We start from the raw sequence: 15051 nt of genomic DNA on the forward strand, positions 1-15051 counted from the left end.
CGGGAGCCGCTGTGTTTGTTTCTGCAGTCTGTAAATGATTACCCAATACCCATCTCCCGCGCGTGACCACAGAGCCTATCAAGCTTCATTCGTGGGCGAGAGAGCCAAATACCAGCCATTATTTTAATTTTGAATCCTCCCATAGAACCCCATTGCCAGAGAGGAGTATGATTTTAATAGGGCTCTTCGCAAAATTCGCTCCCCGTCATTGCGAGCGCAGCGAAGCAACCCAGGGGTTCCGTGCCTCGATCAGCCTACCATTAATAGAATTAAATGCTAGCCTCAAAATCTTTCACGTAAGAGGGCTGATTATGAAGCATAAGAAAGGATCATGCTCACTATCGTTTTAGTTGCTGTTCAAGGAAAACCTGACCACTTAAATAGCAATAATTAATATTCATCTTGTTTCGAACTGATTAAAATAAATTAGCCCCGAATTTTTCCTATACAAAACGGCTAGAGAAATAAAAAGCAACTCATGCTTTATTTGTTCAATTAGTTGATTGTAAAGCCATTTTATTAATCAAAAGTTGCTTTTTTCTCGTCTTTCGTTTAAGTTATTTCCATTTAGGATAAATAATAAATTTTATGAAAGTCCAACGTATATCGCAATATATTGATGAGCTGCGCAAGGAAGAGATACAGGCTGAAGGCGATGCAGTTCTTTTGGATAGCATTTCAAGCTATTTTATTAATAAACCCTCAGAAACTCCTCTTGATAAGCAAGATATTATTTTTTTAATTGAATGTTTTAAGACACGCTGGGATTCGGAACGAGGTAAGGATCATGATTACACCTTAAGTAATTCTCCAATTGAACTAAAATGGGTTAACCTAGCTAAAGAATTGGGTGCATACGCAGATATTCCTTATTTAAAAATACTGATGCACACCATTACTAATAATACTGATCCGCATGACGGTTCCGCTTTAACGGAAACCGAAACAATGACAAATTTTTACCTTGCAAATAAGGGAACACTTCTCTGCCGTAAAAGGAGTCTTTGTGATCATCTATTAGATCACGGCCTTGAGCTTGCAACAAGTAGGAGTACAGAAGCTGCGGTTATTTTTACTTTAGAGGAATTAAGTAATTTAAAGCGTTGCAAAGTTAGCTCAGTTTTTTCTGTAGAAACCAAAATAGATACCAATCAAAATGGCATAAAAGAGAAACTTAAGATTACTGAATATTTCACAAGCTTTTGGGATTTTCTACAGAGAAAGATATTTGCGCATGGCTGCGTAAATGCCGAGGAATTACCCATAACCTTTTTTTCTCAGTTACTTGAGTTAATTGAGAGTTATATTAGCTTGAAAGCTGATGGCAAAGAGTTTGGTATATTTCAAAAAGAGGTGGGTAAATTTTTTGAGTATGTATATAACAGTCCTTTGCCCAAGGTTAATTCCCTATATGGAGAGAGAGTTTTTTACAAAGGTAGAGAACATTATTTAATCGATGTCTTGATTGCAATTTTTGATGCTACTCAATTTAACCTTGAACCAGAAATGCTAAGCATCGCTCGATTATTATTTACTATCCATCCAGAGCTAGAAGTTAAGAATAATGCTTTAAGGTTATTCTATCTTGATGAGCAAAAGAAGGTTGTGTACACCCAAGAAAATGAAGTTGAAGCTTATATTAATTGCTGCCGTTTGCTAGTTTCAATGTATGCAACTAAATTTGATTTTGGTTTTTTTGTTTATAAAGGGGAAGACATATTTGCTTGGGATCAAGAAAATGAAATCCCTCATGAATTTTCTAATATATACATGCACCTACTAAAAGTTTTTAATTCTGACAGGCCGAATTACATTGATGCTTATTATAATATTATTAAAAAAGAAATTGCATCTTTAGTAAGAGAAACGACTCATTGGGCTCGGGTAATTAGAACAAGTACTTCTCGCGAATGGTTGAAGAAGGTTCATAGTTCATCTTTTGCAGACATTAATGGATATTGGTATCCTCCAGAGGTCATTATCCATCGACTATTAAAATTTATCCAAACTAATACAACGTTTAAAAAGCAAATTAATGAGTTTTTGGATAAATTAGTTACTACTTATGCTCAGGAACAAGGTGATTTTAGAAAAGAGTTACGTGTTAATATATTGTTTGCACAGTTTCTTTCTAAATTAAGTGAACAGCAATGCAATAATTTAATTACGTTCATGAATAAGCGAGATGACGTATTAGCTGATGGAATTAAATCTGATTTTTTAAATCACTGTATTACACATATTAATAGTCGTTTAGTGGAGTTGGGCTATCATCGTCCGATTGAGAAATCCATTGGTTTCTTCCAAGTGCAGCTTAATTATGAAATTGATCCAGCGTTAGTGTTAGGAGTTGAACGTCTTATTGATGTGGTGGAGCATTATGCTACAGGACTGGAGTTAGGCCATCTTGATATTGAAGTGCAGGGGAAAATCCGCCGCTTTTTATTTGATTTAAAAGATCCAATTTTAAGCTGCGTTGATAGGAAAGAAAGTATAAAAGATTCGGAAACCAGGGTAGACCCTATTGGGCAGCCAAGCTGATAGGAAGGACAAGATAACTGATAAGCATAATTATGCATCATCACGAATGAGTTGGAGCAACCGGGATTTTGTGTCAAAATCCATAGGTTGCTTTCTTTATGACATTACTCTTATGACAAACGGATTTATGATGCCTTATATTGCGCACAAAGCTTAAGGAAGTTTTCATATCTTTTTTTCGCAATTAGTCCTTCTTGCATTGCCTTTATAATTGCACAATGAGGTGTATCTTTATGGGTGCAATTTCTAAATTTACATTGTGCTAAAAATGGCCTGAACTCACTATAACCCCGAGCAATCTCTGCTGCATCGATATGCCATAAACTAAATTCTCTAACGCCTGGCGAGTCAATTAGTGCTCCACCACTAGGCAAATGATAATAACGAGAATTACTCGTAGTATGGCGCCCTAGCTCAGAAACTTCGGAAATAGCTCCAGTCGCTATATTTTCTTCATGGGGTAAAACCGCCGAAATTAATGAGGATTTTCCCACCCCAGATTGTCCTACAAAGACACTTACTTGATGATCTAATATCCTTTTTAATTGAGCAATGCCATCAACATCATCTTGGCTGGTAAAGAGCAGGGGATAACCTAAATGTTGGTAGTCAGTCTGTAATTGTTCTTTAAGTTTGTCACAAGGTAAATCAATTTTATTTAAAAGTATAATTGCTGGTAATTGCAAGGTTTCTGCCATAACTAAGTAGCTATCTAGTAATGGCCAAGAAACCTCAGGTTTTGCTGCAATAACGATAATAATCTGGGTAATATTGGCAGCTACTGGTTTTACCACGCCTGTTCCTGTAGGTTTGGCAAGTACACTTTTTCGTGGATACAAACTTAGAACTACTCCTTGATTCGTTCCTTCGTTCTGCCATACCACGCGGTCTCCGGCAACTAATGTTTCGAGATTAGGACGAATGGAGCAGCGAATGTGAGTACCTTGATTATCTTCAAGTTCTACGTGGCGGCTAAATCGCGTAATGACTAGACCATCCATTAAATTATCATGGTCTTCCTTATTTGTTTGATACGTTTGTTGAATTTTTTCAATACGTGCAGACTGTTGTTTGTTAATACGTCTTTTACTCATGATTGCAATCTATATTATAATTAGGATAGTTTTTTCAAATTTTGTGCATTATTGGATAATAGAACAGAATTTGCTCCATTATGGCAAATATAAAATACAAAATTAACAAATACTTTTATTTAAACAGTATGAAGGTAAATTACATATAATGAAAGTCTACTTAGTTGGTGGGGCTGTTCGTGATCAGTTGTTAAATCTACCCGTAAAAGAGCGGGATTGGGTAGTTGTAGGCGCTAGTCCTGATGAATTGCTAAAAAAGGGGTTTCGACAGGTTGGGAAGGATTTCCCGGTATTTTTGCATCCCGAAACTAATGAAGAATATGCTTTAGCGCGAACCGAACGCAAAGCCGCACCTGGTTATTATGGTTTTACCTGTGATTTCAGTAATACGGTTAGCTTAGAAGAAGATCTAGCCCGGCGCGATCTAACCATTAATGCTATGGCTATGGATGAGCAAGGACAATTAATTGATCCTTATCACGGGCAGCAGGATTTACGCGATAAATTATTACGACATGTATCTCCGGCATTTGTTGAGGATCCCGTACGTGTTTTACGGGTTGCACGTTTTGCCGCACGTTTCCATCATTTAGGTTTTAAGGTTGCAGATGAAACGCGTTCGTTGATGTATGCTATGGTACGCAATGGGGAGTTAGCTCATTTAGTTGCAGAACGTGTTTGGCAGGAATGGCAACGAAGCTTAGAAGAGCGAAACCCGGAGCAGTTTATTAGTACTTTACGGGCGTGTGATGCATTGCGTATTATTCTCCCGGAAATACATGCTTTATTTGGTATTCCTAATCCTTATCGTTATCACCATGAAGTAGATAGTGGAGTGCATACGCTCATGGTCCTGCAAGCAGCAGTGGCTTTAACAACGGATCCAGTAATTCGTTTTGCAGCCTTAGTTCATGATTTAGGGAAAGCAACTTCACCGATGTCGAACTGGCCGAGCCATCATGGACATGAAGAGCGTGGCGTGCCAATTATTGAGGCCTTATGTACTCGTTTGCGAATTCCCAATGAATATCGTACATTGGCAATAACCGTTTCACGGTTTCATTTGATGATTCATCGCTTATCGGAGCTGCGTGCCGCGACTATAGTAAAAGTTTTAGAACAGGCGGATGCATTCCGAAGGCCGCAGCTATTTTATAATATGCTTATTGCCTGCCAAGCAGATGCTGAAGGATGTGGACGCCAGGTTGATTATCGACAAGCAAAGCTATGGAGTGGCTTATTAGCAGAATGTGCTAAGGTAAGTGTACAAACAATAATAGCGCAGGGTTATACCGGTGAGGCGATTAAACACGCGTTACACCAACACCGCATAGCCTGTGTTGATTTAATATTAAACTCCTGGAAGACAAATGAAAAACAATCATAATTTAATTTGGATTGACTTAGAAATGACGGGCTTAGACCCGGAAGAAAATCGTATTATCGAGATTGCTACAATTGTTACTGACCCCCATTTAAATATTATTGGTGAGGGTCCGGTTTATGCCGTTTCTCAGCCCAAGGCTTTATTGGATGCAATGGACTCATGGAATACTCGCCAACATGGCCAATCTGGGTTGGTTAAGCGGGTTTTAGAAAGCAGCGTCAATGAGAAACAAGCGGAGCAGGATACGATTAATTTTCTTAAACAATTCGTCGATAAAGGAAAATCTCCGATGTGTGGTAACAGTGTGTGCCAAGATCGACGTTTTTTATATAAATACATGCCCGAACTAGCAGCCTTTTTTCACTATCGTAATTTGGATGTAAGTACACTTAAAGAATTAGCGATTCGCTGGAAGCCGGAGTTATTAAATGGCTTTAACAAGCAATCAAAACATTTAGCTTTAGATGATATTAAAGACTCAATTGCCGAATTGGTTTATTATCGGCAGCATTTTATAAATTTACCGGAAGTAACACAATGATAGAAAGAGAGCGATTAGAATTGCCTAATGGGGCAGATAAATTATTACTGCACTCCTGTTGTGCGCCATGTTCTGGTGAGGTAATGGAAGCTCTGATCAGTTCAGAAATTAATTTTTCAATATTTTTTTATAATCCTAATATTCATCCAGTTCAGGAATATGAAATTAGAAAGCAGGAAAATATCAAGTTTGCCGAAAAGCATAATATACCGTTTATTGATGCAGATTATGACAAAGATAATTGGTTTGAGCGTGCTAAAGGCTTAGAGTGGGAGCCTGAACGTGGTAAACGCTGCTCCATGTGTTTTGATATGCGCTTTGAACGTACGGCTTTATATGCTCATGAACATGGTTTTCCCGTGATAAGTAGCTCCTTAGGTATTTCCCGATGGAAAGATATGAACCAAATTAATGATAGTGGTCTTCGTGCTGCTGCTCATTATCCTGAACTAGTTTATTGGACCTATAATTGGCGCAAAAATGGTGGTTCGGAGCGCATGTATGAAATTGCTAAGCGTGAGCAATTTTATAAGCAAGAGTATTGTGGCTGTGTTTACTCCTTACGGGATACTAATGCTTGGCGTAGGCAAAAAGAACGTAACCGCATTAAAATAGGCATTAATTATTACAATGCCGCAGAGTCTGAAAACAAAGAGGATTTATGAGTACACATTCACATGGTGATGCACATGAGCATCATGGGCATGCTCATTCGCATGGTCCTGTAACCTACGACCGGGCTTTTTTAATCGCAATCCTTGCAAATGGTCTATTTGTTCTTTTGCAAATTGTGTTTGCTTACTTATCAAATTCAACCAGCTTATTAGCTGATGCTTTCCATAATTTAGGGGATGTATTAGGCTTGGTTTTAGCGTGGATTGCGACGAGTCTTATGAAGCGAGCTCCCACGATGAAAGCAACCTATGGGCTGAAAAAAATCTCTATTTTATCGGCGCTAGCCAATGGGATTTTACTGGTATTCACTTGCGGTATTATTGCTACGGAAGCAATGTATAAGTTATTTTCGCCAACAGAAATCCAAGCGGTGTCCGTTATGATTGTTGCTGGTATTGGTATTGTCATTAATTCTGCCACGGCTCTTTTATTTATGCGAGGCACAGATGATTTAAATATCAAGAGCGCTTATCTGCATTTATTTTATGATGCATTAATTTCTGTGGGGGTAGTGGTATCTGCTGCTTTAATCTATTTTACCGGTTGGCAGTGGCTTGACCCTGTCGTTGGTTTAGTGATTGCCTTTATTATTTTAAAAGGTACGTGGTCTTTATTTGTTAATAGTTTCCGATTAATTATTGACGGCGTACCAGAGAATATCTCCTGGACGGCAGTGAGCGAATTTTTGCTAGCAAAACCCGGGGTTGATAGTTTTCATGATTTGCATATTTGGGCAATGAGTACACAGGAAAATGCCTTATCTGTGCATTTATATATGCCTGAAATCGAATTAAACGATCAAGTTCGGCTTGAGTGGACCGAACAATTAAGACACGAGTTTAATATTCAACATGTAACCATCCAAGTAGAAAAGACAAAATCTGCGTGTAATGATAATTGTCATACCCCAAGCTTTTTATAAATAAACAGCAGAAAAGCTTTTTTCGCGATTAGGCTCAGAAGCGAAATCATATTCCTCAACCTATACTTAATGTAAATCTTATAAATAGGTTGATGGAATTATGGCATTAAAGGAAATTCGCAATGAATTTACTCCTGCAGTAGTTGAGCACGTAGCGAGTAGTGCCCTTTTTTCTCATGATGTCTCTCGTGGTACTTTAGCGGGCTCTGGGAAAACCTGGATCAAAAAGGAAATGCTCGATCCGGAAGTGGCAAAAATAGAGCTTCTCGCGCAAGAGTTTTTCCGCTTAATTATTCCTCACCAAGGTGAAACACGTCTGTTAGAAAACAAAAGTACAGGAGTTCACTATATTCTTTCTGAAGAGGTTAAAGGCTATCGTGACTTACCTCGGGGTGAAGCTCATAATTTTGCTAATGGACATTATACCGGCTTGGGGCAAGCACTTGTTACTGCCATGTTTTTGCAGGAAATAGATCTTAAAAACGGTAACATTGGCCTTGATGAGCAAAATCGAGTGGCAAAAATTGATGGAGATTGGTGCTTTGCTGAGGGTCGTTACGGTGGAGGCTCATACAAAATTACCCCAGAGGCCATCGCACGACTTCCTTATCCACAGGATTTTTGTACCTTTAATTGGCTTGATCTCATTATGCAAAATACCATGCGTGCGAAAAGCCAGATTGTAAATCCATCATTAAGTAGTTCCCCGCAATTTCGCGCAGAGGTCAATCAGGCCTTATTGATGATTTGTTTGCTGCCAGATAGTTTTATTGGCCATTTTGTTGATGCCTACATGCCAGCAGGAGGGGAGCGTTTCGTTCATTTAATTAAATCACGTCGCGATCAATTACTTACCAGCGCTTTGCAAAATTCCTCATTTTTAGAGTATTGCAATTCGGCAGCAGCTCTTCAGGACTATAACAATCTTATGGTGCATATGGATTCGTTCCAGGCCAATGGGGAGGGTAATGTTCTCCCACTACATGCTCAAGAAGCCAATCATACTTCGGTTGCTGGACGATTAGATATTATAAATAGCTTCCTGGCCATAAGAGAGCATGGGCAAATAATCAATAAGATTTTATCCCACCAAGTAAATGATCAGGACATTCTTTTACAAACTTATGTCGCGGACATGCGAAAAGAGCTAGTAAAACACAGTTCTAATCCGCAAAAATTACAAGAAATAAAAAAACAATTGCTTGACGTGTTGGCTTCCGTGAGTTCGGCTGAGGTCTTAGCTGTGAAGAAAGCCGTAAGTGATTTACGAGATAACAGCCACTGGTATACACGAGGTATAATTAAAAAAACAGAACGGATTGAAGCCGCGTTATGTACAATACCGCTTCTTGAGCGAGGAACTGTGATTAGTGATAATGGTCCAGCAAATAAAGTTCAGGAAGCGCTTGCATCACATCGGCATTGGGGAAAAGGTGGGGCAGTCTATAAAGCGGGTGAGCAAATTGATATGGAGTATTCCGCTAAGACGTTTAAAGATCTAAAAGCACAATTTACTAAGTCGCGTGCCCCTACAAATGATGAGGATAGTCCTAGTCAAAATCCTCAAGTAAAATGATGAATCAAATTATTTAAGGATCTATCTATGAGCAATGACAAATTATATGGGTTATATGGTAAAGGGGCAAAAGATCCAGAAGAGCAGGTTACGGTCTTACGTAGTAAGCTAAAGGCTTTAATTGAAGAAAATAATAATATAACAAAACAAATATGGGATATTGATTTTCAACTTAATAATGCAGAGCTTTCCGAGACGCAACGAGCAGAGCTCATGGCTTTAAGTGAGGAATTGAACAAACAAATTTCGAAAGGAGATTATGCTCATCGAATTGATGAGTTTAAGCAACAGATCATTGATTTAGAAATGGAATTGTATGGACATTCAGATTTAGATAGTAATTCGCCTTATTCTATATAAGGAGGATTGGTTGCTTGTTTATAGGGTTGTAATCGCCAGCTAGGAGAAACCCTCTTCGCGGGCGAGGCAGCTAACCTTGGCATGAGGTGGCTTCCCGCCCGCGGGATAAGTTAGATTAATAACGTATTATACTAATATATGATGTGTTGTTAAGGCCAATCCCTTTTTATAACTATTACAGGCTTGATTGGCATCACCTAATTTTTCCTGTAGCTTGCCTAGAGTCATGTATGCCAATGGCGAAGGCTCGATTTCATTTGATTGCTCAAGATAATATTTGGCCTTTCCCCATAATTGACGATTAATACATAGTTGCCCTAAGCATAAATAAAGTTCTGCTGAATGCGCATGCTTTTTTAATAAACTCTCAGCAAAGGCAAGTTGGCTATCGTCACTGGGTAATGAGCCATAAAGCGTAATAAGTTGGGGATTAAATTCCTTACGAAGGTTGCGTCGTAATAGTTCTTTTGCCTTAGCATGTTCATTGTTCTTTAATAAGAAACGAACATACTCGGTAACGATATTGGGATCTGCTGCTAATGGCTTTGGCAAAGATTTAAATAATTGCGTTACTGCCTCTGGCTGATTTTGCTTTGTTAAATCCATAAGCGCTTGCAAATAAGCATTATGTTGTAAGGCCTCAAACTCTTGTGGCTCAATCACATTATATCGTTTTAAGCTCGGTAGTAAGGCAATTAATTGAGGCCAATCTCGAACTTCTTGGTACAGTTGCATGAGTAGTTTTAATACATAAGGGTGCCGTGGAGCAATATCATGCAAGTGTCTTAGAGTGGCTAATGCCTGCTCCCATTGATGGTTTGCCAATTGCAATTGAGCTTGAGTAAGCTCTACGGCAATTTTTGCTTCGGGCATTGATTGTTGTGCTTCACGGAGAAAGTCATCGCGTAATTGGCTATCTCCCATTTTTTGCGCTGCACGAGCAGCGGTTAAGTAATTTAGCAGTGGGGTATCGGTGTTAGGCAGAGCCTGAATTAAATGATTTTTCGCTTTATCCCAATATCCTTCACTGTATTCGATTAATCCTTTACGTGTAATGGCCTGAGCTTTTTGCGCTAAACGTTTAGAGTGCCAACGGCTCATCGCTTTAGGGGCACGAGTAACTTTATGGCATATGCGGGCCACTAAATATAAGATAAGAAATATAAGAATTAAGCCTAAAATCATCACCCATAATGTGGTTTCAACAGTCCAATGGTTTATAGCAATTAGCACATAGCCGGGATCTTTATTAAGCTGTACCCCTAAAATGATGGCGGCTAATAAGATAAAAAATGCAATAAAAAGACGCATCATTGTGAGGTTCCTCCCTGTCCTTCTTTCTCGGCCGGCTTGGCAGTGGGCTCTTTAGAATCAATTAATTGATTTAGTAACGGTAATGCGCTAACACCAACCTCGGGTCTTTTTTGCACTAATTGAATTTGCTGCAGTTCATTTAATTTTTTTATGAGGGCTGCGGTATTTGCTGCATTTTCATTAAAATTCTTTTTTAAAGTATTTATAGCCTGATTTAGCGCCAATTTATAGACCTCTGCATTATTATTCAGTACAGCCCATTGTGCTTCCTGTAAATTTAAGCGAATAGTTTCTTTGAGTAGGGCTTCAAGGGCTGGAGAAATAAGAGGTTTAACCTGCTCATCATTACGGCGAATGACCACGAGCTTACTTAATACATTCATGCTGTCTTGCCAGCGAAGACGCCAAACTGAAGTTTTATTTTCAGGGGTAGTAGTAGAGGTTTCTGCTGCTGGAGTTGCAGGTTTTACATCACTTAACGCCGAGGCAATACTTAAATTCTCAAGGCTATTTTGTGCTGCATCCAATTGGCTTAAGGCTCCTGCAATATCCATTTTAGGCATTGCTTTTAATTCGGCAATGTCTTTAGCTAGTGCTTGGCGGATTTCAAACACCTTGGGATCATTTAATTGCAGTAATAACTGATCCCCTTGTTGTAATAAGCTGATGGTAGCATCAATGCTATTACTCCAGTGTGCATTAATTTGCGCTAGCTCAAGATAATAGCGAGCTTTGAGCAATTGCCAATTTTGGTTTTGATAAAAACGCTCACTCATTGCCGCTTGTAATTGCTTGTTTAGCTCTGCAAATTGGTTTTGTAAAGTAGAGCGCGTTTCTTCAAGCTTATTGGTTTTAGTCTCAAGCTGGGCTTGGGTTTTATCTTGGTTTTGCTCTAGTTTATCTAATTGCTGACTTACTCGGCTGTTTTGACGGCTCTGATTGGCTAATTGTGCTTGTAATTGCTGATTGAGTGAGAGCGAATAGAGCGATGAGCCAAGGGCAGCAAGTGCGATTACAATAGCCCCAGCAGCTATGACTGGCTTTGTTTTAGCTCGTGGAGGATTAGTTTGCTCCATAGTCTGTGTGGGTTGTGCTTCTGCTGCTTTTTTTTGTTCTTCATTGCCATTGGTCATAAATTAATCCTTGATAACAGAGTCAAACAATGCATTCATTATCCCCTCGGGATGGCTACGAATAATATGTTTTATTCCCAGTGAGGAGGCACTTTGAGCCAGGCGTTCACTAATAACCAGGCATGTTTTACTGCGCAGCCAATGATGAGCATCTTTAGGAAATAATTGAAAAAGATGATGCATAGACTGCTCGCTAGTTAACAGTATAATATCCACTAAATCATCGCGCCAGATTGATTTTATAAATTGAACATTTATTTTTGGCAGGGCGCGTCGGTAAACATTTAATGCAATTAAATCAGCACCTTGTTGCAACAAGCGCTCCTCAATAAGAGGCCTGCCACCTTCTCCTTTAAATAATAAGATTCTTTGTTGCTCGGGTTGTTGTAAGCTCGGCAGTGCTAATAAATGTTCACTGTCGGGTATTGAGGGGGTGGCATGCACCTCTACTGCAAATTGCTTAAGGAGTGCGGCGCTACCGCTGCCAATGGCAATGACCTTAATGGTTGATGGCCAATGAATATGGGCTTGCTTTAATTGCATAAAACAATGCTGCACCGCATTTGCACTAATAAAAATAGCTTGTTGTACACTACTTAAATCGGGTAAATGGTCAAGCCAGTTAGTTACTGTTTGTATTTCCAGCGTAGGTAACTCAATAGCGATACCTTGCGCTGCCCGGATACTGGCGCTTAATTGTTGCGCTTGCTCTTGGGGGCGGGTATTCAAAATACGTAACCCATGCAGTGAATCTGTCATTTAGGAATCGACGCCAGAAGTTCTGCCCCACCTTCTGCAAGTAATTCTTGAGAACAACGTCTTGCTAATTGTGACGCGTCCTCCAGTGCCCCTGTTTGCTGATTGCTAAGAGCTTGTGTGCCGTCTTCATTTAATATTTTTGCGCGTAACATCAATTGATTGGCAGCGATGGGGGCGCAATAAACGGCTAAAGGCACATGGCAGTTACCACCTAACTGGGCATTTACCTGACGTTCGGTGTGGACACAAATAGCAGAGATAGGGTCATTGAGCCCAGCTATTAACGTTTGGGTATCTTGATCATCCGCTCGGCACTCAATAGCTAATGCCCCTTGCCCACAAGCTGGGAGCATAATATGCTCAGGAATTTGTTCGCGAATCGCTTCCATAAATCCCATGCGCTCAAGGCCTGCAGCAGCTAGAATGATGGCTTGGTATTCACCAGTCTCTAATTTCGCAAGGCGAGTATTGATATTTCCACGTAAAGGTTTAATGTATAAGTCAGCACGATATGCTAGTAATTGCGATTGGCGTCTCAGGCTTCCTGTTCCTACTATGGCTTGAGGAGGGAGATCTTGCAAGCTGTTGTATTGTTTACTAACCAGGACATCAAAGGGATTATCTCGTTTACAGATAGCAGCTAAACTTAAGCCCTCAGGAAATTCTGCAGGCATGTCTTTAGAAGAATGAACCGCTATATCTGCGCGTTTATCCAATAACGCTTCTTCTAATTCTTTGACAAATAATCCTTTTCCCCCTACTGCAAGCAGCTTATCTTTTAGAAATTTATCACCCGAAGTGGTCATCGGCACCAGTTCAATCTTTAGCATAGGCCATTGTGCTAATAACAAATCGCGCACATGGTTAGCTTGCCATAAAGCAAGAGGGCTTTGGCGGGTGGCAATACGTAGCGTTTTGATATTCATAGACATTAGAACGACTTGTTAATGATGCGCTATCATAACATTTTATTTGCAGGAGCGTGAGTTAGGTATCAAGAAATGTAACCTGGATTAGGCATTGCCTTGATCCAGGTTATATGTTTTTATCTTTTGTATCCCGCACGTAGCGCAAGAGCCATGAAAATATAAGTCCAACCGCTAACGATCATGTCTATGGCAATGAACATTCCGATAACCCATAAGCTACTCATCGGCCATTTGATAAGAATTAGAACTCCTAAAATCAGGGAAGTAATACCAGCAAATAATATCCAACCCCAGCCCTCAGTATCCCTTAACGAGATAGACATTGAGATGCGAGTTACGCCAATAATAATGAGTAACCAGGCAAGCATGGCAGTAATCACTGCGGATGCTAGAATAGGGTCATATAAAACCACCCCTGCCGCAATAACGTATAAAAAGGCGATAAGAATTTGCCATACAGCCCCTTTCCATTTTTTGTATTTGAACGCATCTGCAAAATGCGATAAGCCTGAGATTAACAGCATGGCTGCAAAAAAATACATGCTCATTAAGGTCAGCATAATATCCATGCCTAAACCAATAGTCCCAATAATCAGAAGAATTATTCCTAGTCCTAACAGCCACCCCCAATGACGTTGTAGTGAATCGACCATTGGGATCTGCATCTTTTCTGTGTTATCCATATCAGTTCCTTTTGATTGTATTATTTTTTAATATAGCCTATTTTCAGGCAGTTGAGATTTCTAATATTTTGGCTCAAACTAGCTGAATCTAAACTGCTCATAGTCTCTAAAACGATACAATTAATGAATAATTATCCGGTATGCTGGAAAAAAAGCTTACTTCTAGGTATGATTTTTAAATTGTGTTTTCGAGGTGTACGGGTATGAAATGGTCTGTGGTGATGCTGTTGTCTTTTTTCTCATTTGCAGGACATGCAAATAGTGATACAGAGCGTCAGGAAACGCAATTACGAATTCAGCCTATAGGCCAAGTTTCAGTGCAAGAACAGCCCGGTTCTGAACAGAAAACGGTTGCTGCGCCTGTCAAAAAAGAGCCAGGTGAAGAAACTTATGAGCAGTATTGTATTGTATGTCATAAAGCGGGTTTGGCTGGTGCTCCCAAGTTTCGTGATGAGCATGATTGGAAGCCCCGTTTAGCCGGTAGAACATTAGATGATTTGGTTGCCTCTTCAATAAAAGGTTTAAATGCGATGCCTACAAAAGGAACTTGTTTTAAGTGCAGTGAAGATGATCTGAAGGCTGCAATTTCTTATATGTTGCCTAGATCATGACAAAATTAAATTTTAAACGAATTCAAACATTCAATGCGGTAGTTACGTTATTTGTGCTGTTCGCATCATTTTACTTTCAATATATCGTGGGCTTGGTGCCATGCCCTTTATGTATGATGCAGCGTATTTGTGTTTTTTGCTTATTGGCCGTGATGAGTTTTAGTTTTCGGACGCAAAAAAGGGCGCATGCAATTAGCGGGTGGATAGTTTTTTTTGCCGCTTTAGGACTATTTTTTGCCGTTCGTCAGTTATGGTTGCAATCATTACCCGCAGGACAGGTTCCTGCTTGCATGCCGGGTTTGGATATTATGATTCGCTATTTCCCATGGAAGACTGTGGCTCAAGCTATGCTCTGGGGGTCTGGAGAATGTGCTGAAGCCACTTGGCATTGGTTGGGTATTTCTATGGCTGGTTGGAGCGCAATGTATTTTATTTTTATGATTGTGATGGGGATATTTTTATTTTGGCATACTCATCGCTCTCGCTTTGATATGATGTATTCAAAAATGTAATCAGTTCCCATCGT

Annotated in this window: 15 protein-coding genes; 9 read left to right on the top strand and 6 right to left on the bottom strand. The window is 39.6% G+C overall.

Going from position 1 to position 15051, the window contains the following annotated elements; translation table 11 throughout:
• Nucleotides 1-588: 588 nt before the first annotated feature.
• A complete protein-coding gene (locus BN3124_RS02380; RefSeq protein WP_058533274.1) occupies nucleotides 589-2541 on the top strand; it encodes a hypothetical protein in 1953 nt (650 codons plus the stop codon).
• Between the two features lie 125 nt (nucleotides 2542-2666).
• On the opposite strand, the gene rsgA is transcribed toward BN3124_RS02380, so the two are convergent.
• Nucleotides 2667-3635 (bottom strand): small ribosomal subunit biogenesis GTPase RsgA, encoded by a 969-nt coding sequence (gene rsgA / locus BN3124_RS02385; protein WP_058533275.1) that lies wholly within the window; start codon nucleotides 3633-3635, stop codon nucleotides 2667-2669.
• Nucleotides 3636-3783: 148 nt separating this feature from the next.
• Here rsgA and BN3124_RS02390 point away from each other — a divergent pair, with 148 nt between their 5' ends.
• From BN3124_RS02390 to BN3124_RS02415, 6 genes are all read left to right on the top strand, one after another.
• The gene (locus BN3124_RS02390) at nucleotides 3784-5022 is read left to right on the top strand and encodes a multifunctional CCA addition/repair protein (protein ID WP_058533276.1); all 1239 of its coding nucleotides are present in this window, start codon (nucleotides 3784-3786) and stop codon (nucleotides 5020-5022) included.
• Complete coding sequence (gene orn, locus BN3124_RS02395) at nucleotides 5006-5563, top strand: oligoribonuclease (RefSeq protein ID WP_058533277.1); 558 nt, start codon at nucleotides 5006-5008, stop codon at nucleotides 5561-5563. Before BN3124_RS02390 ends, orn begins: the two co-directional genes overlap by 17 nt.
• Complete coding sequence (locus BN3124_RS02400; protein ID WP_058533278.1) at nucleotides 5560-6228, top strand: epoxyqueuosine reductase QueH; 669 nt, start codon at nucleotides 5560-5562, stop codon at nucleotides 6226-6228. Before orn ends, BN3124_RS02400 begins: the two co-directional genes overlap by 4 nt.
• Entirely contained in the window at nucleotides 6225-7160 is a 936-nt protein-coding gene (locus BN3124_RS02405; RefSeq protein WP_058533279.1) for a cation diffusion facilitator family transporter, read from the top strand. Before BN3124_RS02400 ends, BN3124_RS02405 begins: the two co-directional genes overlap by 4 nt.
• A 100-nt stretch (nucleotides 7161-7260) precedes the next feature.
• On the top strand, nucleotides 7261-8736 hold the full coding sequence (locus BN3124_RS02410) for a hypothetical protein (protein ID WP_058533280.1): 1476 nt from the start codon (nucleotides 7261-7263) through the stop codon (nucleotides 8734-8736).
• A gap of 27 nt (nucleotides 8737-8763) precedes the next feature.
• Nucleotides 8764-9096: a hypothetical protein gene (locus BN3124_RS02415; protein ID WP_058533281.1), complete on the top strand. Its 333-nt coding sequence runs from the start codon at nucleotides 8764-8766 to the stop codon at nucleotides 9094-9096.
• A gap of 126 nt (nucleotides 9097-9222) precedes the next feature.
• Here the strand turns inward: BN3124_RS02415 and BN3124_RS02420 are convergent, their stop codons facing one another.
• The 5 genes from BN3124_RS02420 to BN3124_RS02440 form a co-directional block, all read right to left on the bottom strand.
• Entirely contained in the window at nucleotides 9223-10410 is a 1188-nt protein-coding gene (locus BN3124_RS02420) for a heme biosynthesis HemY N-terminal domain-containing protein (protein ID WP_058533282.1), read from the bottom strand.
• Nucleotides 10407-11543 (bottom strand): uroporphyrinogen-III C-methyltransferase, encoded by a 1137-nt coding sequence (locus tag BN3124_RS02425; protein ID WP_058533283.1) that lies wholly within the window; start codon nucleotides 11541-11543, stop codon nucleotides 10407-10409. Before BN3124_RS02425 ends, BN3124_RS02420 begins: the two co-directional genes overlap by 4 nt.
• Before the next feature lie 3 nt (nucleotides 11544-11546).
• Complete coding sequence (locus tag BN3124_RS02430; RefSeq protein WP_058533284.1) at nucleotides 11547-12302, bottom strand: uroporphyrinogen-III synthase; 756 nt, start codon at nucleotides 12300-12302, stop codon at nucleotides 11547-11549.
• Entirely contained in the window at nucleotides 12299-13228 is a 930-nt protein-coding gene (gene hemC / locus BN3124_RS02435; RefSeq protein WP_058533285.1) for a hydroxymethylbilane synthase, read from the bottom strand. Before hemC ends, BN3124_RS02430 begins: the two co-directional genes overlap by 4 nt.
• A 119-nt stretch (nucleotides 13229-13347) precedes the next feature.
• Nucleotides 13348-13914 (bottom strand): HdeD family acid-resistance protein, encoded by a 567-nt coding sequence (locus tag BN3124_RS02440; protein ID WP_058533286.1) that lies wholly within the window; start codon nucleotides 13912-13914, stop codon nucleotides 13348-13350.
• A gap of 203 nt (nucleotides 13915-14117) precedes the next feature.
• On the opposite strand from BN3124_RS02440, the gene BN3124_RS02445 reads away from it, so the two are divergent.
• Nucleotides 14118-14525: a c-type cytochrome gene (locus BN3124_RS02445; RefSeq protein WP_058533287.1), complete on the top strand. Its 408-nt coding sequence runs from the start codon at nucleotides 14118-14120 to the stop codon at nucleotides 14523-14525.
• A complete protein-coding gene (locus BN3124_RS02450; protein WP_058533288.1) occupies nucleotides 14522-15037 on the top strand; it encodes a disulfide bond formation protein B in 516 nt (171 codons plus the stop codon). Before BN3124_RS02445 ends, BN3124_RS02450 begins: the two co-directional genes overlap by 4 nt.
• The last annotated feature ends 14 nt before the right edge of the window (nucleotides 15038-15051 follow it).

Origin of the sequence: Legionella saoudiensis, assembly GCF_001465875.1 — a bacterium.
In the GTDB taxonomy this organism is placed as follows: domain Bacteria; phylum Pseudomonadota; class Gammaproteobacteria; order Legionellales; family Legionellaceae; genus Legionella; species Legionella saoudiensis.